The 19,558-nt window shown below is 60.7% G+C and carries 21 protein-coding genes; 18 read left to right on the top strand and 3 right to left on the bottom strand.

What is annotated here, in order from left to right; all coding sequences use genetic code 11:
* Positions 1-155 precede the first annotated feature (155 nt).
* The 6 genes from accB to EX00_RS15365 all read left to right on the top strand — a co-directional run bounded on the left by accB (position 156) and on the right by EX00_RS15365 (position 5,410).
* Entirely contained in the window at positions 156-599 is a 444-nt protein-coding gene (gene accB / locus EX00_RS15390) for an acetyl-CoA carboxylase biotin carboxyl carrier protein (RefSeq protein WP_047459286.1), read from the top strand.
* On the top strand, positions 599-1,969 hold the full coding sequence (gene accC, locus EX00_RS15385) for an acetyl-CoA carboxylase biotin carboxylase subunit (protein WP_047459285.1): 1,371 nt from the start codon (positions 599-601) through the stop codon (positions 1,967-1,969). The genes accB and accC overlap by 1 nt, the downstream gene beginning before the upstream one ends.
* Positions 1,969-2,430 (top strand): acetyl-CoA carboxylase biotin carboxyl carrier protein, encoded by a 462-nt coding sequence (locus tag EX00_RS15380; protein WP_047459283.1) that lies wholly within the window; start codon positions 1,969-1,971, stop codon positions 2,428-2,430. The genes accC and EX00_RS15380 overlap by 1 nt, the downstream gene beginning before the upstream one ends.
* Complete coding sequence (pxpB, locus tag EX00_RS15375) at positions 2,427-3,137, top strand: 5-oxoprolinase subunit PxpB (protein WP_047459281.1); 711 nt, start codon at positions 2,427-2,429, stop codon at positions 3,135-3,137. The genes EX00_RS15380 and pxpB overlap by 4 nt, the downstream gene beginning before the upstream one ends.
* Entirely contained in the window at positions 3,134-4,132 is a 999-nt protein-coding gene (locus tag EX00_RS15370) for a 5-oxoprolinase subunit C family protein (RefSeq protein ID WP_047459278.1), read from the top strand. The genes pxpB and EX00_RS15370 overlap by 4 nt, the downstream gene beginning before the upstream one ends.
* Positions 4,133-4,207: 75 nt before the next feature.
* A complete protein-coding gene (locus EX00_RS15365; RefSeq protein ID WP_047459276.1) occupies positions 4,208-5,410 on the top strand; it encodes a pyridoxal phosphate-dependent aminotransferase in 1,203 nt (400 codons plus the stop codon).
* A 46-nt stretch (positions 5,411-5,456) separates the two neighbouring features.
* On the opposite strand, the gene nac is transcribed toward EX00_RS15365, so the two are convergent.
* Positions 5,457-6,362 (bottom strand): nitrogen assimilation transcriptional regulator NAC, encoded by a 906-nt coding sequence (nac, locus tag EX00_RS15360; RefSeq protein ID WP_047459273.1) that lies wholly within the window; start codon positions 6,360-6,362, stop codon positions 5,457-5,459.
* 280 nt (positions 6,363-6,642) lie between these two features.
* Here nac and EX00_RS15355 point away from each other — a divergent pair, with 280 nt between their 5' ends.
* The 6 genes from EX00_RS15355 to EX00_RS15330 all read left to right on the top strand — a co-directional run bounded on the left by EX00_RS15355 (position 6,643) and on the right by EX00_RS15330 (position 11,313).
* Positions 6,643-7,401 carry an SDR family oxidoreductase gene (locus EX00_RS15355; protein WP_047459271.1) on the top strand — a complete coding sequence of 253 codons (759 nt, stop codon included), beginning with the start codon at positions 6,643-6,645 and terminating at the stop codon, positions 7,399-7,401.
* Between the two features lie 4 nt (positions 7,402-7,405).
* Positions 7,406-8,113: an amino acid ABC transporter permease gene (locus tag EX00_RS15350; RefSeq protein ID WP_047459269.1), complete on the top strand. Its 708-nt coding sequence runs from the start codon at positions 7,406-7,408 to the stop codon at positions 8,111-8,113.
* Positions 8,110-8,871, top strand: a complete 762-nt coding sequence (locus tag EX00_RS15345; protein WP_047459267.1) for an amino acid ABC transporter permease — start codon at positions 8,110-8,112, stop codon at positions 8,869-8,871. The genes EX00_RS15350 and EX00_RS15345 overlap by 4 nt, the downstream gene beginning before the upstream one ends.
* Positions 8,868-9,632 carry an amino acid ABC transporter ATP-binding protein gene (locus tag EX00_RS15340; protein WP_047459265.1) on the top strand — a complete coding sequence of 255 codons (765 nt, stop codon included), beginning with the start codon at positions 8,868-8,870 and terminating at the stop codon, positions 9,630-9,632. Before EX00_RS15345 ends, EX00_RS15340 begins: the two co-directional genes overlap by 4 nt.
* A 28-nt stretch (positions 9,633-9,660) precedes the next feature.
* Positions 9,661-10,497 carry an ABC transporter substrate-binding protein gene (locus EX00_RS15335; protein WP_047459263.1) on the top strand — a complete coding sequence of 279 codons (837 nt, stop codon included), beginning with the start codon at positions 9,661-9,663 and terminating at the stop codon, positions 10,495-10,497.
* A 141-nt stretch (positions 10,498-10,638) separates the two neighbouring features.
* Entirely contained in the window at positions 10,639-11,313 is a 675-nt protein-coding gene (locus tag EX00_RS15330; RefSeq protein WP_047459261.1) for a 4-carboxy-4-hydroxy-2-oxoadipate aldolase/oxaloacetate decarboxylase, read from the top strand.
* Positions 11,314-11,415: 102 nt separating this feature from the next.
* Here EX00_RS15330 and EX00_RS15325 read toward each other — a convergent pair whose 3' ends face one another.
* Entirely contained in the window at positions 11,416-12,324 is a 909-nt protein-coding gene (locus tag EX00_RS15325; RefSeq protein WP_047459258.1) for a LysR family transcriptional regulator, read from the bottom strand.
* Between the two features lie 259 nt (positions 12,325-12,583).
* Here EX00_RS15325 and EX00_RS15320 point away from each other — a divergent pair, with 259 nt between their 5' ends.
* From EX00_RS15320 to EX00_RS15300, 5 genes are read left to right on the top strand one after another with little or no spacing between them, the layout of a single operon-like run.
* Positions 12,584-13,384: a 5-oxoprolinase subunit PxpA gene (locus EX00_RS15320; RefSeq protein WP_047459256.1), complete on the top strand. Its 801-nt coding sequence runs from the start codon at positions 12,584-12,586 to the stop codon at positions 13,382-13,384.
* Positions 13,377-13,619: an acetyl-CoA carboxylase gene (locus EX00_RS15315; RefSeq protein ID WP_047459254.1), complete on the top strand. Its 243-nt coding sequence runs from the start codon at positions 13,377-13,379 to the stop codon at positions 13,617-13,619. Before EX00_RS15320 ends, EX00_RS15315 begins: the two co-directional genes overlap by 8 nt.
* Complete coding sequence (locus tag EX00_RS15310) at positions 13,616-15,001, top strand: acetyl-CoA carboxylase biotin carboxylase subunit (protein WP_047459252.1); 1,386 nt, start codon at positions 13,616-13,618, stop codon at positions 14,999-15,001. Before EX00_RS15315 ends, EX00_RS15310 begins: the two co-directional genes overlap by 4 nt.
* Positions 15,001-15,876, top strand: coding sequence for a 5-oxoprolinase subunit B family protein (locus tag EX00_RS15305; protein ID WP_047459249.1), 876 nt, complete (start codon positions 15,001-15,003; stop codon positions 15,874-15,876). Before EX00_RS15310 ends, EX00_RS15305 begins: the two co-directional genes overlap by 1 nt.
* Positions 15,866-16,837 carry a 5-oxoprolinase subunit C family protein gene (locus tag EX00_RS15300; protein WP_047459247.1) on the top strand — a complete coding sequence of 324 codons (972 nt, stop codon included), beginning with the start codon at positions 15,866-15,868 and terminating at the stop codon, positions 16,835-16,837. Before EX00_RS15305 ends, EX00_RS15300 begins: the two co-directional genes overlap by 11 nt.
* A 74-nt stretch (positions 16,838-16,911) precedes the next feature.
* On the opposite strand, the gene EX00_RS15295 is transcribed toward EX00_RS15300, so the two are convergent.
* Positions 16,912-17,922: a GntR family transcriptional regulator gene (locus EX00_RS15295; protein WP_047459246.1), complete on the bottom strand. Its 1,011-nt coding sequence runs from the start codon at positions 17,920-17,922 to the stop codon at positions 16,912-16,914.
* 561 nt (positions 17,923-18,483) lie between these two features.
* Here EX00_RS15295 and EX00_RS15290 point away from each other — a divergent pair.
* Entirely contained in the window at positions 18,484-19,557 is a 1,074-nt protein-coding gene (locus EX00_RS15290; protein ID WP_047459243.1) for an ABC transporter ATP-binding protein, read from the top strand.
* The last annotated feature ends 1 nt before the right edge of the window (position 19,558 follow it).

Raw genomic sequence — 19,558 nt, 5'->3', positions numbered from 1 at the left:
TGCCCCAGCTGGTACTCCATTCAAACTTTGTCTGCCCCCATCAGGCGAGGCGTTGTGTAATTATCCTCATTGCTTCGACTGGCCGGCCACGCCTTGCACTTACCTCCAGTCCGACGCGGAGAGGCAAGTCGAACGCCGTGGATGGTGGAGAGGTCATGGATCTGCAAAAGATCAAAACGCTGATCGAATTTGTCGGTCGGTCACGCATTTCCGAACTGGTGGTGAGTCAGGACGGCACGACCGTACGGATCTCGAACGGCACTTCCAGGCAGACGACCACTGCGGAAAATTCGACCGTTGCGCGGCAACAGCCCGTGCGCGCGCCCGTCGTCACGGATGCCGCTGTGCCTGAAGGAGCTAATGCCTCCCAAATGGTGGTTGCGCCTGTGTTCGGGTTGCTGCATCGCTCGCCAAGTCCCGGTGCGCCGCCCTTCGTCAAGGTGGGTGATGTCGTCGAAGTGGGCCAGAGCCTCTGCATCATCGAGGCGATGAAAGTTTTCAATACGGTATCGGCACACAAAACGGGGCCGATCCTGCGCATCCTGGCCGATGACGGCCAAGAAGTGGAAGCCGGGCAGCCGCTCATGGAGATCGGCTGATGTCGCCGCGCCAAAGGGAGCGTCGGTTCGACACCGTGCTGATCGCCAATCGCGGCGAGATCGCGTTGCGCATTCAGCGGGCATGCCGTGAGCTGGGTCTGCGTTCGGTGATAATCTGCTCCGAAGCGGATCGGGATGCGCCCTATGGCGCGACGGCCGACGAATTCGTCTGCATCGGGCCTTCGGCGCCGGGTCAAACCTATCTCAACCAGGCTGCCATCCTGCTTGCCGCGAGAACCACGGGTGCGCAGGCCATCCATCCGGGATACGGGTTCCTGTCGGAGAATGCGGGCTTTGCCCAAGCCGTTGAGGATGCCGGCCTTACTTTCATCGGGCCGCCTGCTTCGGCCATCCGGATGATGGGCGACAAGATTGCCGCCAAGCGGGCGATGATCGAGGCCGGCGTGCCCTGTGTGCCCGGCCCGGATACGGCGCTACCCGAAGATATCGCCGCGATCAGGGAGATCGCCCGCGACATCGGCTATCCGGTGATCGTGAAGGCCGCGGGCGGCGGTGGGGGACGCGGTATGCGCGTCGTCCATGATGCTTCGACGCTGGAAGACGCCGTATCGGTGACGCGGGAAGAAGCCAGAAGAGCCTTCGGTACGCCCGAGCTTTATCTCGAGAAGTTCCTCGAACATCCCCGGCACGTCGAAATCCAGGTGCTCTGCGACAACCACGGCAATGCCGTGTGGCTCGGTCACCGCGATTGCTCGACGCAGCGACGCCATCAAAAGGTGGTTGAAGAAGCGCCGGCGCCCGGCATCCCGGACAAGGTCGCGGCGGCTGTCAGCGAGCGTTGCGTGGAGGCCTGCCGCCGGATCGGTTACCAGGGCGTGGGAACATTCGAATTTCTCTACGAGAACGGCGCCTTCTACTTCATCGAAATGAATACGCGTCTTCAGGTCGAGCATCCGGTCACGGAAATGACCTCGGGCATCGATATCGTCTGCGAGCAGCTTCGCGTCGCGCAAGGGCTGCTGCTTAAGATTTCTCAGGCTGATGTTCAGACATCGGGCCACTCCTTCGAGTGCCGTATCAATGCGGAAGACCCATTCAGCTTTGCTGCTTCCCCGGGCAGGATCACCAATGCACGGTTTCCCGCAGGCCCCGGCGTTCGCGTCGATAGCCATGTAGCGACCGGCTACAAGGTGTCGCCCCATTACGACTCCCTGATCGCGAAACTGATCGTGCATGCGCCGACGCGCGACCAGGCAATCCGCCGCATGCAGGTAGCACTGGCGGATACGAGGATCGACGGGATCGCCACCAATCTTCCCCTCCATCGTGAGATCTTCGAGGACCCGGCTTTCTGTGCCGGCGGAACGGACATTCATCATCTTGAGCATTGGTTGAGCGAGCGAAAGTAATGATGAAGCGAGCAAAGCGGACAGCCAAGGCGATGACCGAAGACTTCACCGATCCGGCAATCATGCAGCAGATTGCTGCCTGGCTGGAAAACGCCGGCGCAAGCGCGATCGAGATCGAAACGGAGGACGGTCGTCACATTCGGATCGTCATGGACGACGAGGTTTCTCATCATATCGATGATGGATTGCGCGATGTAGCTCCGACCATGCCGGCGCACGTCGCAGCCGCCAAGGCACCGTTCGCCGGACATTTTCTCGACGCGCATCCGGCTCGCGGCATGCCTGCAGCGGCGGAAGACACAGCTATTACCGCCGGGGATATCCTCGGCTTCGTAAAGGTGGGCCCGCTCCTGCTGCCGGTTCGTGCGCCCGAGGCCGGCACATTGAACGAATGCCCGGTCAAGGCCGGCGATCTCGTCGGCTATGGCGACCCCATTTTTTCGATCGAGCCAGCACAATGACCGACATGCAAGCAACAGCTCTCTCAACACCGGGGCTCATCTCTCCGGCTCTTGCCGATGCTCCGAAGATCTCCGTCATCGGCACCAGCGCCTATCTGGTGGAAGCGCCGGGGGATTTCGACCTTCCGACCCAGAGGCGAATCTGGGCCTTGGCCAAGGCAGTGGAGACATGGTCCGAGGTTCGCGAAATCGTCCCGGGCGTCACCAACCTTCTGGTGATCCTCAAGCAGACATCCGAGGAGCCGGACCAGGTGGAGGCCCGGCTGAGACAGGAATGGGATCGTGTCCGCGGTATCGATCTTGCTGGCAAAACGATCGAGATCCCGGTGACCTATGGTGGTGAGCATGCGACGGATCTCGCGGCCGTTTGTGATTTCTCCGGCCTGAGCGATCGCGAGGTCGTCCGGCTGCATTCGGAAGGCAATTATACCGTTTTCGCGCTCGGAAGCGCTCCGGGCTTCGGCTATCTGCACGGCCTTGATGCACGTATCTACATGCCGCGCAAGACAGTGCCGTCGCTGAGAATGCTCAAGGGCACGGTGACGATCGGCGGCATGCAGACGGGTGTGTCGGTACTGACGGGGCCGAACGGCTGGAACTCCATCGGCTTTGCGGAGCTTTCCGTATTCGATCCCGCGAGGACGCCGCCGGCGCTGCTGGCCCCCGGCGACAAGGTTCGCTTCCTGCCCGAAAGGATCGAGCTGTGATCGAAATTCTTCAGACCGGCCCCTTGAACACCGTGCAGGACCTTGGCCGCTTCGGCTATCGGAACATCGGCGTCACGTCGAGCGGCGCGATGGACAAGCTGGCACTCACCGTCGGCAATCTGCTGCTTGGCAATGAGGAGGGGGCGGCGGCCCTTGAGATCCAGACGTTTCCATTTCGCCTTCGGTTCGAGAAGGACATAGCCGTTGCCGTCACCGGCGCGGATTGCGATGCGCGCCTCGACGGACGCCCGCTGCCGCCCTGGTGGGCAATGGTGGTTTCGGCGGGACAGGTGCTGGAGCTCGGTACGCCCCTCCAGTCTGCTCGCGCCTACCTTTGCCTTGCCGGCGGACTTGATGTCGAGCCGGTGATGGGCTCGCGCAGCACGTCGCTACGAGGCGGATTTGGTGGACTGGAGGGCCGTTTTCTGGCGGCGAATGATCGGCTGAGCATTGCCAATATCGAGGCCAGTGGAGTGCCGGATGGCGGGTTTGGCGCTGTCCCACCCGAAACGGCGCTCGCGGCACACTTTCCAGCTCCAGATGACGGCGTGCTTCTCGTTCGGGCCATCCCGGCCGGAGAATATGCTCTTTTCGGCGGCGAGGCGGACCGCTTCTGGACGCAGACATGGAAGATCTCGTCCCAAAGCGACCGTACCGGCTACCGGCTTTCGGGCGCCCCCATCATGCTTGCCTCACCCATGGAGATGCGCTCGCACGGCGTTGTTCCAGGCGTCGTGCAGATGCCGCCGGCGGGAGAGCCGATCATCCAGATGAGCGACGCCAATACGGCCGGCGGCTATCCCAAGATAGCCGGCATCGTGGAGGTCGATCTCTGGCGGCTGGGCCAGGCGCGCATCGGTAGCCGCATCCGGTTCATTCGATCCGATGTTGCCGAGGCGCGCGCTGCCGAACAGGCGGTAAAATCCTATCTCGACGATATCAGACGCACCGCGCCCATGCTGATCCAGGCGCTAGCGACCATGGCGCGACGATAGCGCTCGCCGCGACGTCCTTGCCTGAATGCATACACTCAGCCGACATCTTCAACGATCATCGAAAGCCGCAAAACAATGCCGACCACAGCCGACCGCCTCAAGACTGTCTCCGTATCCGCCTCCGCCGTCATGACACAGCGCGCCCGCGATCTCGCATCGAAGGGGATCAATGTCATCTCCCTGTCGTCGGGCGAGCCGGACTTTCCGACACCACTCCATGCCATCGAGGCGGCGCATGCCGCGGCCCTGGCCGGCGATACCAAATATCCGCCGCTCGACGGCACGCTTGCGCTGAGAACGGCTATTGCGCGCAAGTTCAAGCGGGAGAACGGTCTCGACTATGATCCAAGCCAGATCGTCGCCGCCGGTGGTGGCAAGCAGGTGATCTTCAACGCTGTGATGGCGACCTGCAATCCGGGGGACGAGGTGGTCATCCCCGCGCCGGGCTGGATCAGCTACGCCGACATCGTCCGCTTCGCGGGCGGCGTGCCGGTTCCTGTCGCCTGCAAGCAGGAGAACGGCTTCAAGCTGCGCGCCGAGGATCTGGAGGCGGTGATCACGACGAAGACGAAATGGCTGTTCCTCAATTTTCCGAACAATCCGACGGGTGCTGCCTGCTCGCGGGCCGAGATGGCTGAGATCGCCGAGGTCATGCTACGTCATCCGAACGTGTGGATCATGACCGACGACATCTATGAGCATCTGATCTACGACGATTTCGAATTCTGCACGATCGCCGAAGTCGAGCCGCGCCTCTACGACAGGGTCCTGACCGTCAACGGCGCGTCCAAGGCCTATGCCATGACGGGATGGCGGTTGGGCTTCTGCGGTGGGCCAAAAGACTTGATCTCCGCCATCAGCAACGTCAACGCCCAGAACAGCGGTGGAACGTCCACGATTACCCAGGCCGCCGCGGTGGCGGTGCTGGACGGCCCGCAGGATCTTCTGAAGGAGCGGGCGGTGATCTATAAGCAGCGCCGCGACTTCGTGCTCGACAAGCTGGCCGGTATCGATGGGCTGACCTGCCACAGACCGGAAGGCGCGTTCTACATTTTCCCCGGCATTGCCGGCATCCTTGGTAAGACCAGCAAATCCGGCCGCAAGATTGAGAATGATACAGACTTCGTCATGGCGCTCATCGACGAGCAACATGTGGCGACCGTGCAGGGCGCGGCCTACGGCATGAGCCCGTTCTTCCGCATCTCCTACGCCACCAGCATGGAGAAGCTAGCCGACGGCTGCGCGCGTATCGCGCAGTTCTGCAATGATCTGAAATAGAATGGGATCTGAAATAGGCTGAGACAGGCGGGGCGGCGACGGGCATTTACTGCTTCAGCCGTCCGGTCAGTTCCTTGAGGATTTCCTGCACCGCGGCGGCGGGGTCCGAAAGCGATGCGTATTCGGACACGCACAAGGACAGCGTCTCCTCGATCTTCGGCGAGACGCTCCGACAGATAATCGGGCCGGTAGCCTCGGATACGAGACGATCGGCGACCGCCTTGGGCATGATGGTTGCGCCGAGACCGGTGCCGACGGCACGCGCCAGCGTCCGGATGACCTCGACCTCACCGATCACCTCCAGATTGACGCGGCTTCGTGAGAAGGCGGTCTCCACCGCCCGCCGCACGAAATTGTAGGGCGGCGGCAATAGAAACGGCAGGGATTCGAGCGCCGAGACGGGGATCGGGGCGTCGCCGGCTTCGATGCCGAACGTCTCGTGCGCGACCAGGTAGAAATCCTCCCGGAGAAGGGGAGAAAAACGCAAGCCCTTCATGGGGCCGGCGCCATGGATCAGCGCGATCTCGAGCCGATTGTTCAGCAGCATCTGGCTGTATGTCTGTCCGACACTCTCAGTGAGATGCAACACAATCCCCGGATGCCGGCGCCTCGTTTCCGCCAGAAGCTCGAACGAAAGCGTCGCGGCGCTGCTGAATGGTGTCAGGCCGACGGAAACGCGACCCGCGAGGTGCTTGCCTGCCGTAATGACGTCTTTGTGGACTTGCTCCATCTGGCGCAGGATGATCTGGGCGTGCCGATATACCTCGGCCCCAGCATCCGTCATGGTCACACCCTGCTGGCTGCGGATAAGGAGCTTCGTTCCGAAGTGTTCCTCGAGTGCCGCGAGCTGCTGGCTCAGCGCGGGCTGTGCGATGTGGAGTATATCGGCAGCCCTTGTGATGCTGCCCGTATCAACGATGACGACGAACGATTTGAAACGCCTGATATCCATTTTAGATTAACGCTCACTCTTGCAGCCGGCCGATATATTACCGCCTGACTGTTAGTTTGCAACGCGATCTCTCCCAAGCACCTTTTAGGCAGAAAACGCTGGAGCGGAAGCGCCGCCCGCCGGCCTTCGGCTATGAAAACATGTGGATTCATCCAATGGAATCAATGTCCGGATACGGCTGGATGCCCCTCATAAGATCGGCTTATCCCTCCAAAGATAATCGGAATTATCGCACGGCGGAAAGGTCGGCTAAGGTTCCACCAACAAAAGGGAACTATTGATGCCATTTTCCGACTACAAAACCGCACTTGTCACCGGCGCCTCCTCTGGAATCGGGGCAGCAATCGTCGAGCGCTTTTGTGCCGAGGGACTTGAGGTACATGCGGTCGCACGCAACGGTGAGCTCCTGCGGAAGTTGACGGAACGCACTGGCTGCATCGCCCATGTGATCGACGTCACCGACCGGCCGGCTCTCGTCGATCTGACGAAACGCGTCCCGTTCGACGTTCTCGTCAACAATGCCGGCGTCGATCGTCCCAAGAAATTCCTGGATTCCGACGAAGGCGATATCGATCTTCTTGTCGACGTCAACCTGCGTGCCGTCCTCCATCTCTGCCGCATGGTGGTGCCGGGGATGGTGGCGCGCGATCGCGGTCACGTCATCAATATCTCGTCGATCGCCGGCGCCTATAATTTCGGTGGCAATTCCTCCTATCACGCGACGAAGGCGGGCGTCAGCATGCTGTCGAACCAGCTGCGTCTCGATGCCTTCGGCAAGCGGGTGCGTGTGACGGAAATCTGCCCCGGCCGCGTTGCCACCGACATCTTCGCGCATGTTCATGGCGACAGCCCCGAGATACGGGAACGCTTCATCGATGGTTTCGAGCTCCCCCAGGCGAAAGATATCGCCGATGCCATCGCCTTTGCGATCGCAGCGCCGGTTGCGGTGAACATCGGCCATATGGAAATCACGCCGACCCTTCAGGTGATGGGCGGCTTGCAGACGGCAAAGCCCCAATCTTCCAAGCAAGGGGATTGAGATCTTGGGCAAGCTCGATCTCTCCGCGATCTTGAGCAATCCGGAATATGTGTCGATGCTGTTGCACGGGGTCGAGATGACCTTTGTCGTGGCGATCGGTTCCTGGCTTCTGGCGATGACCCTCGCCATGCTTCTTCTCGGCCTGCGATACGCGCCCGGCCCAATCGGCAATGCAATCGTCTCCGCCTATGTCTCCTATCACAGGAACGTCCCGACGCTGGTGCAGCTGATGCTCTGGTATTTCGGCATTTTCGCCCTGATGCCGCAGCCGGTCACCGATTGGCTGAACGATCACAATGCCGAGGCGACCTTCGCGATTATCGGGCTTGGCCTGTGTCAGGCGGCCTATTTCAGCGAGGATCTTCGCTCCGGCCTGCGCTCGGTGAGCCCGGGTCAAATGGAGGCGGCGCGCGCGCTCGGGCATGGATATATCTCGGCCATGCGCTTCGTGATGATCCCGCAGGGGATCAGAAATGCGCTGCCCGCGCTGATCAATCATAGCGTTTCCCTGTTCCAGAACAGCAGTCTGGCGGTCGCAATCGGCGTCGCGGAATTGACCTATGCCGTCAAGGAAGTGGAGAATCTCAGCTTCCTGACCTTCGAGACCTATCTGCTGGCGACGGTTCTCTACCTCGCCTTCTCGCTGATGATCATGGCTGCCGGTGGATACGTCACCCGGAGAACCGATCCGGTCAGGAGTGGACGGGCATGATTGGCGATATCATCCAGATCATCCATGACTACTGGCTCCTGCTGCTTGTCGGGCAATATCCGAACGGCCCAATCGGCGGGCTTGCGGCAACATTGATCCTCTCGGTCCTGGCAATCGCCTTTGCCTTTCCGTTTAGCATCCTCCTGGCGCTCGCCCGGCTTTCGAAGTCACCGTTTTTGAGGTGGCCCGTCACCGCGCTGGTTTATTTCACGCGTGGCGTACCTCTGCTGATGCTCATCCTCTGGGGTTATTTCCTCGTGCCCCTGCTAACGGGTGCCGACGTTCCGAGCTTCGTTACCATGCTTGTGACGCTGGTCGTCTATCAGGGTGTTTTCTTGAGCGAAGTCGTGCGCGGCGGTATCCTTGCCCTCGGGCACGGTCAGACGGAAGCGGCCCGCGCGCTTGGACACAGCTACTTCAGCGCCATGCGCTATGTCGTCCTGCCGCAGGCGCTCTACAACGTCATCCCGAGCATCCTTTCGGTTCTGGTGTCGACGATCAAGGACACCACGCTTGGATACGTGATCAACGTGCCGGACCTCACTTTCGCGGCCAACCAGATCAACAACCAGCTTCTGACCCAGCCATTCCAGGTCTTCTTCATACTGGCGGCCGTCTACTACGTGATCTGCTGGTCGTTGTCCCAGGTGGCATCGGTTCTGGAGCGTCGGATCACCCGCAAGCGCGCTGGAACACCAGCCGCACGGACGCCCGAAGAAGTCCTGCAACTTAAAGCTCTTACGGATCAGTCGCTATGACCCTCACCCAGTCTTCTCAGAATCCGCCCATGATCCGGCTGTCCGGGGTGCGCAAGTCCTATGGCCATTTCGAAGTCCTCAAGGGGATCGATGCCGAGGTGGCGCGCGGCGAGGTCGTCGTCGTCTGCGGCCCCTCAGGTTCGGGAAAATCCACCCTGATCCGGACCGTGAACCGTCTTGAGGAAATCGCCAGCGGATCGATTACCTGCGACGGCAATGACATGCATGGCTCGGTGCCCGCCAGCGAGATGAACCGCCGCCGTAGCCGCATCGGCTTCGTGTTCCAGAATTTCAACCTGTTCCCGCATCTGTCGGTTCTCGACAATATCGCGATGTCGCCGATCCGGGTGAAAGGGGTCGCGCGCGATGTCGCCCGCAACAAGGCGAAGCAGCTTCTCGACAGGGTGGGGCTAGCCGATAAGGCAGGCGCTTTCCCCGCCCAGCTTTCCGGCGGGCAGCAGCAGCGGGTGGCGATTGCGCGTGCTCTGGCCATGGAGCCGCCGGTGATGCTGTTTGATGAGCCGACAAGCGCGCTGGATCCGGAAATGGTTGGCGAGGTGCTCGCGGTCATGAAGACCCTGGCAGCCGACGGCATGACGATGATGTGCGTCACCCACGAGATGGGATTTGCCCGCGATGTGGCGGATCGCGTCTGGTTCATGGATGACGGGCTGATCCTCGAGGCAGCACCACCGAAAGAATTCTTTTCCAACCCGCAACATGCGCGTGCTCAGCGGTTTCTCGCTGATTTGCGGCATTGATTTCGTCCAACCCACAGGAGACCTTGCAATGAACATGAAGTCATGGACCCTAGGCCTCGCGCTCGCAGCGACAGCGTTGGCCGGGTCGGCAAATGCGGACCAGCTTGCCGATATTATAGCCGCGAAGGTGATCCGTTGCGGAACCTTTGCGGACGTTCCTCCCTTTGCATCTCCGGATCCGAAAACGCGCGAAATGGTCGGCTTCGACGTCGATCTCTGCGGTGCGATCGCCCAGGCACTCGGCGTCAAGCCGGAAATCAAGCCGGTTTCCGTCGAAGCGCGTGTTCCCGAAGTCAAGCTCGGCCATGTCGATATCGCGGTTGCCAATCTCGCCTACACCGTCAGCCGCTCCGAGCAGATCCAGTTCAGCGATCCTTATTACCTGGCCAAGGAAATGCTGATCGTCAAGGTCGGCGATGCCGGCCAGAAGAAAGCCGACTTTGCCGGCGTTCGCCTGGCATCGACCAAGGGCTCGACCTCGGAACTCTCCATCCGCCTCAACAAGTCGCAGCCGCTGACCTTCCAGGATACGGGGTCGGCCTATCTCGCCGTCCAGCAGGGCAAGGCACGCGGCATGGTCGCCAACACGATGACGACGACGAAGATCGTCAACGAGTCGAAGACCAAGGGCGCCGAGATGCGGATGATCGGCGAACCCATGCTCTATCAGCCGATCGGCATCGGCATGAAAAAGGACGAGCCGGCACTGACCGCGAAGATCAACGAGGTCCTGGTCTCGCTCGACAAGTCGGGTGACATCAACAAGATCTGGGACAAGTGGCTCGGCCCGAACACCGAGTACAAGATGACCCGTACGGACAAGGTCGTCCCGATCACCGAACTGAAGTTCGATCCGATCCCGTAACTTTGCGAACGGGGCGCGAATGCCCCGCCGCTCTTGGCGATGCGGCCGGCTTCTTGCCGTGCCGTATCGTGACCGCACGACGTTTTCAGCCTGCCCGATGAAGCAGGCTCGCAATTGCTAATTTGTCTGGAGGAACATGACATGGTGATACTGAAGCAGAAGATCGATCGTCCCAGCCAGGAAGAGATCGCGGCGATCGCGAAATTTTCGCCGGCGACCCTGCACGAAGCGCAAGGGCGTCGCGGCGCGCTGTCTTCCCGGATTAAGCCGGTCGACTACCAGATGAAACTCTGCGGCCCCGCCTTCACCGTCAAATGCGCGCCGCGCGATAACATCATGCTTCAGGTGGCGATCAACTACGCGCAACCCGGCGATATCATCGTCGTCTCCGCCGGCGAGTATGAAGAAGCCGGCTCGTTCGGGGATGTGCTTGCCAATGCCTGCCTTGCCAAGGGCATCGGCGGGCTTGTGACCGACACGGGCGTGCGTGATACGCTGCAACTGCGCGATCTGGGCTTCCCGGTGTTTTCGCTCAGCGTCTGCATCAAGGGCACCGTCAAGGAAACGCTCGGCGCCACCAACGAGCCGATCCTGATCGGCGACGAGATCGTCCATCCGGGCGACATCATCGTCGGCGATGCCGACGGTCTGGTCGTCGTCCGCAAGTCGGAGGCCGTCGAGGTCGCGAAACTGGCGCAGGCCAGGGAAGATGCCGAGGCAGGTTACATCGCCGCATACAAGGCCGGAAAGTCGGTCGTCGAGGTCAGCAATCTCGAGGCCGTGCTGAAGGCCAAGGGCCTGGTAATCGAAGGCTGAGGAACAAGGCCCGCTGCCCACATAGGTGTGGCGGGCCTCATCCTCTTCCAATAGCCGGATAACTGTTTTTCCCGCAGGCTGAGGGCCAGAAGCATGCATCAGTCATGCGTTGGTTCCCGGCAGCCCGAAAGCCTGTTGGAAATATCGCCTGAAGGCGAGCATCTGCGGTGAGAATTCGCTGTTGGCCCGCCATGCCAGCCCGACATCCATCGGCGGAACGGGATCCTGGATATTGACTGTTTCGATGCGCCGGCCTTCCAGCGACCAGGGCCTGTGAACCATATCCGAGAGGATGGCGACGCCGAGGCTGTTGGCGACCATCGATCGAACAGCCTCGATGGAGCTCGTTCGCAGCAGGACTTTAGGCTGATAGGCGGTGCCGCTCCAGTATTTCAGCGACGAGTGCGCCGCCTCGTCGACGGTCAGCATGATGTAGGGCTCCTCGGCGATTTCGCGAAGGCTGACACCGTCGCGCCTCAACAGATTATGTTGCGCCGGCACCCAGAGGCGTCGAACGGAACTCAAGAGCGTCTCCGTAGTCAGCATCGGGTTCAGGATATTCGAGGTCAGAAGCACGGAAATATCGTAGCGGTTGGACAGCAGCCCTTCCTCGATGGTCTCGCGATTGACCTCATAGAGTTGGATGCGCAGCCGCGGATACAGGCGCCGCATGCGCTCGATATGGAGAGGCAGGAAGTATCCGATCACCGTATAGGTCGCGGCAACGACCAGATCGCCTTCAATATCGCTGCTGACGAGATTGAGATGCGTGGCCTCGTCGACCTTCGCTAATATTTCATAGGCATGGGAGAGAAACTGCCGACCGGCGGCCGTTAATTCCATGCCCTGCGGCGTCCTGTTGAATAGCATCACGCCCACGGTCAGTTCGAGATCCTTGATCGCCGCCGTCACCGCAGACTGCGAGATCGAAAGGTTCATCGCAGCGTGGGAGATCTGACCATATTCAGCGGTCGCGACGAAGTATCGAAGCTGGCGCAGGCTGAGGCTCAACGTTTTTATCCTCTATCGGTTAATCTGAAAAATTCTCGAAAAAATCAGATATCGTTATCACAGCTGTTGGCGAGCAACGGTGTAATTCAATGCAATCTGCCTAACTAGCTGAATTTAAATAAATAATTATGCCGTCTTTTTGTGCGGAGATATCAGATTATCAGATAATACCATATTGAAAATTGTATTTTTCAAATCCCACTTTTCCTCCTAGCGTTTTGTCGCGGCCGCAGATGAAAACAGGCATGAGGAAATACGCTTGAAAGAAGTCGTCGACATCAATTGTGATATGGGGGAGGCCTTTGGCCGGTGGCGTATCGGCGATACGCGCGACGAGCATCTCATTTCATTGATCAGTTCCGCCAACATCGCAACTGGCTTTCATGCCGGCGATCCGAACCTCATGGACGAGACGGTACGCATGGCTGCCGAACATGGCGTCGGCGTGGGCGCGCATCCGGGTTACAATGATTTACAGGGGTTTGGCCGGCGAAAGGTCAACGGGAGCAGCAAGGAGATCATCAATGACCTGATCTATCAGGTGGGTGCGCTTCGTGAATTTGCCCGCCGCCATGGTGTGCCGGTCCAGCATGTGAAGCCGCATGGTGCGCTCTACATGGAACTGGCGGCCAATGCCGAGCTATCTAGGATTTTCATCCAGTACATGCGCACGGTCGCTCCGAATACGCCCGTCTTCTGCATGGGAGGGTCTCAAACGCATATAGCCGCTCTGGAAGTCGGCCAGCCGGCGGTGCGCGAATTCTACGCAGATCGCGACTATGGCGACAATGGCTGGATTGTTTTTACGCGCGACGCGGGCCGTCCCGATCCGAAAGCCATTGCGAATAAGGTTCTGCGTGCCTGCACCGAAGGCAAGGTCCGCACGGTGACCGGTGCCGACATCGATATCGAGTTCGAATCCGTCTGCTTTCATTCGGACACGCTGGGAGCGCTGGAGATCGCCCGTGAAGTGCGGGCAGCCCTTGTCGGTGCGGGGGTCCGGATAGCACCCGTTTCCCAATTCCTGAACAACGACATAGTGCGGAGGCCACATGAGTAAGCTTGAGATCAAATCGCCCCTTCCGGGAACGTTCTACAGGGCTTCCTCCCCGGACACGCCGGTCTTCAAGGCGGATGGCGACGCTGTTAGCGCCACGGACACGATCGGCCTTATCGAGGTCATGAAGACCTTCCAGCAAATTCCCGCAGGCCTCGATGGCAAGAACATCAAGTTTCTGGTCGACAACGAAGAGCCCGTCATGGCCGGACAGGTCATCGCCGAGGTCGAGGCATGACCATCCGGTCCGTGCTCATCGCCAATCGCGGCGAAATTGCCGTGCGGATCATCAAGGCGGCGAAGGTACTCGGCATCCGCACGGTCCAGGTCCACAGCGCCGCCGACGCGGATATGCTGGCGGTCAAGCTCGCGGACGAGGCGATCGATATCGGGCCGCCGGCACCGAAGAAGTCCTATCTGAGAATCGAGGCGATCATCGCCGCCGCAAAGGCGGCAGGCGTCGACGCCGTGCATCCGGGCTATGGCTTCCTGTCCGAAAACGGCGACTTCGCCGAGGCCGTCGAGGCGGCGGGCATGATCTTCATCGGTCCCTCCGGCGATGCGATCCGCATGCTGGGCGACAAGGTGGCAGCGCGGCAGGTGGCGGCAAAAGCCAGCGTTCCGACGGTCCCGGGAAGCGACGGGCGGGTAGCCGGCCTCGATGAGGCGCGCGCCCTGGCGGCAACGATCGGCTTTCCGGTGATGATCAAGGCGGCGGCCGGCGGCGGCGGGCGTGGCATTCGCATTGTCGCCGATATCGCCGAGCTGGAGCAACAATTCCCGCTTGCCTCGGCCGAGGCGCTTGCCGCCTTCGGCGATGGCGGCCTCTATATGGAAAAGGTCATCACCCGCGCCCGGCATGTCGAGGTGCAGATCTTCGGCGACGGGCAGAATTTCGTGCATTTCTTCGAGCGTGAGTGCTCGCTGCAGCGTCGACGCCAGAAGGTCTGGGAAGAAGCCCCTGCCTTCCAGCTGCCCGCCGCCGTGCGCGAGCGGCTCTGCGGTAGCGCCGTGGCGCTCGCCCGCGAGGTCGGTTATCGCGGCGCGGGCACGGTCGAATATCTCTACGATGACGAGACGGGCGACTTCTATTTCATAGAGGTCAACACCCGCATCCAGGTTGAACACCCGGTCACCGAGATGATTACCGGTTTCGACCTGGTGCAGGAAATGTTCAAGGTGGCGGGCGGCGCGGTCCTTTCGGTGTCGCAGGGCGATATCAGGGCGAGCGGCCATGCGATCGAGTGCCGCATCAACGCCGAGGACCCGTTCAAGGCGTTCCAGCCGTCGCCGGGAACGATCACGAAACTCTCTGTTCCTAAGGGCGAGGGCATAAGGTTCGATACGATGCTCTATGAGGGCTATACGATCCCGCCCTTCTACGATTCCCTGCTCGGCAAGCTGATCGTGCATGCCGAGACGCGCGATGCCTGCCTTGCAAAGCTAGGCATCGCGCTCCAGGCGCTCGTCATCGAGGGCGTGCCGACCACAGTGCCGTTGCACCTGGCGCTGGCGCGTGACGCGAGCGTCGCCAAAGGCGCTTTCCATACCCGCTTTCTCGAACACTGGCTGGACAACGATTTCGTCACTCTAGCCGGCCGGACCCAGGAGGTTGCCTGATGCCTGCACGCTATACATTCGGAGGCGACGAACATCTCTTCGTCGAATGCAGCGATGAGATGTCGCTCGAGGCTTTCTTCAAGAGCCTGTCGATGGCAACCGGCGTTCGGGACAGCGCCATCAGGGGCGTCACTGAGATCTGCCCGGCCAATGCCTCTTTCCAGATCAAGTTCAATCCGGACCTGATCAAGCCCGACGACCTTCTCAAAGAAGTGCGGGCGATCGAAGGGGCGGCCGAAAAGGCCGAGCCGGTGATCAAGACGCGCATCGTCGAAATTCCGGTCTTCTACAACGACCCTTGGACGCATGAGACCCTGATGCGCTTCCGTGAGCGCCATCAGGAGCCGTCCGGCACTGATCTCGACTATGCCGCCGGGATCAACGGTTACGGCGCGGTCGACGATTTCATCGCCGCCCATGCCGGTTCGCCCTGGTTCGTCTCCATGGTCGGCTTCGTCGCCGGCCTGCCGTTCATGTACCAGATGGTCGAGCGTCAGCGGCAGATCGAGGTCCCGAAATATCTGCGCCCCCGCACCGATACGCCACGGCTGACGGTCGGCCATGGTGGCTGCTTCGGCTGCATCTATTCGGTGCGTGGCGCGGGCGGCTACCAGATGTTCGGGATCACGCCGATGCCGATCTTCGACCCGACGCAGACGACGAGTTATCTGCGCGACTTCATGGTGTTCTTCCGCCCGGGCGATATCGTCAAGTTCAAGCCGATCGATCGCGACGGCTACGACAAGGCGGTCGAGGAGGTCGACAGAGGCTTGTTCAGCCCGCCGATCCGCGAGGTCAGCTTCGATCTCAGGCAATATCAGACCGATATCGATGGCTACAATGCCAAGCTGGAGGGCGTGCTCTATGGCCATTAAGGTTCTTCATCATGGCCTGGCGACCACCGTCCAGGATCTGGGTCGGCCGGGCTATTTCCACCTCGGCATTCCCGTCGGTGGCGCGATGGACCGTTACGCCATGCGCGCGGCAAACCTTCTGGTCGGTAATGACGAGGGTGCTGCCGGCCTGGAAGCGGTGTTCATGGGGCCGCAGCTTGAATTTCTTGGCGACGCCGTGATCGCGGTGACCGGTGCCGACATGCCGGCCAAGATCGACGGCGTTGCCCAGCCGGGATGGACGGCGCTGAAGATCAAGGCTGGCCAGGTCCTGAGCTTCGACTTTCTGAAGTCCGGGGCGCGCATCTATATCGCGGTATCGGGCGGCATCGATGTGCCCGTGGCGCTTGGCAGCCGGTCGACCTATCCGATCGGTGCGCTCGGTGGCTACAAGGGCAGGGCGCTGGCGGTGGGTGACGAGCTCCCGGTTGGGCAAGGTCCGGTGGTGCGGGATTGCCGGTCGGTCGAAGAAGGCCTGCGCCGCATGCCCGGCACGCCCGCTGAGCTTCGGGTCCTGCCCGGGCTCTACTGGGATCGCCTGACCGACGAGGCCAAGAAGAGCTTCTTTGCCGATCCATGGAAAGTCGCGCCCGAAGCCGACCGCATGGGCTATCGCTTCCGTGGCGGCCGCAAGCTCGAATTTGTCGAGCGCCAGCAACCCTTCGGCGCTGGTTCGGATCCCTCCAACATCGTCGACAGTTGCTATCCCTACGGCTCCATCCAGGTGCCCGGCGGCACCGAGCCGATCATTCTGCACCGCGATGCCGTCTCCGGTGGCGGCTATTTCATGCTCGGCACTGTGATTTCGGCCGATATGGATCTGATCGGGCAATTGCAGCCGCATACGCCGACCCGCTTCATTGAGGTGACGATGGAACAGGCGCTTGCGGCGAGGGCCGAGCGGCAGGCGCTGATCGAGCGCATGCGCGCCTCCTTGATCTGAGGGGAAAAGCGATGGCCGTCTTGCCTGTCCCGCGCCGAAGACAGAACATGCAGCTGCTTGGCGGCCGCCTGCTCTTACTCGAGAACGCGCGTCAGATAGGCGGCCGTCACGCTCGGGCCGGGAATGATCGCGACAATCTTCATCTGGGCGATCATGCGCTTCACCGAGGCATCCAGATGGCTTTCCATCATCGCGGCGGCAGCGGTCACGCCGCCGCGCAGCAGCAGTTCCGTTACCAGGCGAAGTTCGGTGATGATAGCGGGATCGCCCGGCAGGCCAAGCCGCCGCAGCAGCCGCTCGGTCGCCGTCACCGGCAGAAGATTATTGCGGATCGATTCCTTCAATCTCTCGTTCGGCGTCGCCAGAATGCAGATCTCGACGAAATCAGCATAGATGGCTTCCAGCGCCTTGAGATGATCGGCGGTGTCGTGCTTCTCCAGATCGGACAGGCGCTGAAAAAGTTCGCTCAGCCTGCTGCGGTCAACATGCCCGGCCCCGGCGATCAGCGCCTGGGGTTCGAGCATTCCGCGCAGCACGAAATGATCCTTGATCATCTGCGCGGTCAGCGGTCCGGCGATCCAATGGGAGGACTGGTTCTTGCGCACGAGACCGCGCTCGCGCAGGCGCGTCAGCACGTCGCGCACCACGGTTCGGCTGACGTTGAAGTGATTGGCCAGTTCGATCTCGATGATGCGATATTGGCCGAAGACGACGCAGCCGGCCACGTCGGCCTCGACGGTGTTGTAGATCCGCTCCCAGGAGGAGCGGCTTTGCAGTGCTTCGTCGGCATGACGTGGGATGGTCAGGCCCAGCGTCTTGATGTCGGTGCGGTTCGGCTCGATGCCCCGATCGGCAGGCCCGACGAGATAGCCGCGACCGTTGAAGCGATGCACAAGCCCTTCGCTTTCAAGGGCCTGAAGCGCCCGTTGAACAGGCGCGCGCGAGATCTGAAGGATTTCAGCGATCGGACCTTCGAGAAGCACGACGCCGAGCGGCAGCGTGCTGTCCTCGATGTTGCTGCGCAGGACATCCTCCGCGATCTCGTAGCGCTTCTGCGCGTTGGGTCGTGCGCCGTATTCGGTCATCTGATTCAATGTGCCCACATCACTCCGATGCCTCACTCTTACGCTATTTATAGCGGTAAAGTAGCTCAAAAATAAATGGTTATTGAATACAAAGTCTGATTTTTATGCGGTGCTTATGCGAGTGGATGGCGCGACCGGATTGCGGCGCTATGCCGGTATGTGCCCGATTTTACGGAATTTTTGCGCGAAGGTCGCGGTCAGTCGACTCTTCGATCGGTGCTTTATGCGCTGAATTTTAGCGAATTCACCGGTTGCGGCCCTTGCGGCTCAGTCTGTCGCTACACCTATGGTTCTGCGTTCCCGGGCTTATTCATTGCCGCAATTCATTTTGTCAGAAAAAGTCTATTGAATACAAAAATCATTTATGTAATGCTTCAAGACATCAAGGCACTCGTCAGAAGCGCCACAGGTGGAACTCGTTGAAACGCCAAGGAACATCTCTTTGAAGCGCATGTGATGCATGCGTGACGGCTGACGTCCAGCGTTCGGATCGATCCGATTCCGAGCTGCGGCGAAGCTTTGTCGAGAGGATGGTCCTTGCCTTGAACTGGTAGGAAATCGGTGTCGACCGTTCTTCAACTCAAGCAAGTCGCCAAGTCCTTTGGCGGCGTACCGGCGCTGGCCTCGGTGGATTTTTCCCTGCCAGGCGACGCCTATATCTCGCTGCTTGGCCCCAGCGGCTCCGGCAAGACGACGCTGCTGCGCGTCATCGCCGGTTTCGAGGAGCCCGATGCCGGTTCGATCCTGTTTCATGGCGAACGTCTCGATGGGGTCGAGCCGCATGCGCGCGGCATCGGCTTCGTCTTCCAGAACTTTGCTCTTTTCCCCCATCTCTCGGTCACCGACAATGTCGCCTTCGGGCTGCGCAACAGGAAGATTGATCCGGTCACGGATGCGAGCGTCGTCAATGCAAGGGTCCGCGACATGCTGGCCCTTGTCGGGCTGAAGGGCCTGGAGGATCGCGCCGTCACGCAGATATCGGGCGGTCAGCGCCAACGCGTCGCGCTGGCGCGCACTTTGGTGACAGAGCCGAAGATGGTGCTTCTGGACGAGCCGTTCGGCGCGCTCGACGCCAATTTGCGCAGTCGCATGCGAACTGAGCTAAAGACGATCCGCGAACGCTGCGGCGTCACCTTTCTGCATGTGACGGGCAGCGAGTCCGAAGCGCTCGCGATGGGCGACATGGTTCTGGTGCTCGATCAGGGCCGCATTGCGCAGGCGGCGACCTCCGACGTGATCTACAATCGTCCGGCCTCGGCGGCCGTGGCGCGCTTTCTCAATTGCTACAATCTGTTTGCCGGCGATGTCGTTGACGATCACTTCGTTAGCCAGGCCGGACGTTTCCCGCTGAACGCTTCGCTGAGGAAAGCGCCGCAGCCGGGCTATGCCATCCGCCATGATCGCGTCGCCATCCGTTCGTGGGATGCGGCAATTTCAGCGGACGAGGTTGGCATCGACGGTGATTTCATCGCCAGCGAATATTCCGGCGCGGCCATCAACTCCTTCTTCGTGCTGAGTGATGGACGCGTCTTCGAAGTGGAGTCGCATCTCAGTCATTCGCGCCCGCCCACCTTTGTCGAAAAGAGCCGTTACGCGCTGGTCTGGAAGAAGGAGGACGCCCTTGTCTTCGGCTGAC

The organism is Martinezella rhizogenes (assembly GCF_000799715.1).
Lineage (GTDB): Bacteria > Pseudomonadota > Alphaproteobacteria > Rhizobiales > Rhizobiaceae > Rhizobium > Rhizobium rhizogenes_C.
The sequence above is the reverse complement of the archived record's forward strand: the minus strand, read 5'-3'. Positions and strand labels throughout refer to the sequence as shown.

Excerpts from the sequence above, each read along its gene's own strand:
- EX00_RS15335 (WP_047459263.1), top strand. The coding sequence starts at position 9,661 with ATGAACATGAAGTCATGGACCCTAGGCCTCGCGCTCGCAGCGACAGCG.
- nac (WP_047459273.1), bottom strand. The coding sequence starts at position 6,362 with ATGGATATCAGGCGTTTCAAATCGTTCGTCGTCATCGTTGATACGGGC.
- EX00_RS15315 (WP_047459254.1), top strand. The coding sequence starts at position 13,377 with ATGAGTAAGCTTGAGATCAAATCGCCCCTTCCGGGAACGTTCTACAGG.
- EX00_RS15380 (WP_047459283.1), top strand. The coding sequence starts at position 1,969 with ATGATGAAGCGAGCAAAGCGGACAGCCAAGGCGATGACCGAAGACTTC.
- EX00_RS15300 (WP_047459247.1), top strand. The coding sequence starts at position 15,866 with ATGGCCATTAAGGTTCTTCATCATGGCCTGGCGACCACCGTCCAGGAT.
- EX00_RS15330 (WP_047459261.1), top strand. The coding sequence starts at position 10,639 with ATGGTGATACTGAAGCAGAAGATCGATCGTCCCAGCCAGGAAGAGATC.
- EX00_RS15345 (WP_047459267.1), top strand. The coding sequence starts at position 8,110 with ATGATTGGCGATATCATCCAGATCATCCATGACTACTGGCTCCTGCTG.
- EX00_RS15310 (WP_047459252.1), top strand. The coding sequence starts at position 13,616 with ATGACCATCCGGTCCGTGCTCATCGCCAATCGCGGCGAAATTGCCGTG.
- EX00_RS15365 (WP_047459276.1), top strand. The coding sequence starts at position 4,208 with ATGCCGACCACAGCCGACCGCCTCAAGACTGTCTCCGTATCCGCCTCC.
- EX00_RS15305 (WP_047459249.1), top strand. The coding sequence starts at position 15,001 with ATGCCTGCACGCTATACATTCGGAGGCGACGAACATCTCTTCGTCGAA.
- accC (WP_047459285.1), top strand. The coding sequence starts at position 599 with ATGTCGCCGCGCCAAAGGGAGCGTCGGTTCGACACCGTGCTGATCGCC.
- pxpB (WP_047459281.1), top strand. The coding sequence starts at position 2,427 with ATGACCGACATGCAAGCAACAGCTCTCTCAACACCGGGGCTCATCTCT.
- accB (WP_047459286.1), top strand. The coding sequence starts at position 156 with ATGGATCTGCAAAAGATCAAAACGCTGATCGAATTTGTCGGTCGGTCA.
- EX00_RS15295 (WP_047459246.1), bottom strand. The coding sequence starts at position 17,922 with ATGACCGAATACGGCGCACGACCCAACGCGCAGAAGCGCTACGAGATC.
- EX00_RS15340 (WP_047459265.1), top strand. The coding sequence starts at position 8,868 with ATGACCCTCACCCAGTCTTCTCAGAATCCGCCCATGATCCGGCTGTCC.
- EX00_RS15355 (WP_047459271.1), top strand. The coding sequence starts at position 6,643 with ATGCCATTTTCCGACTACAAAACCGCACTTGTCACCGGCGCCTCCTCT.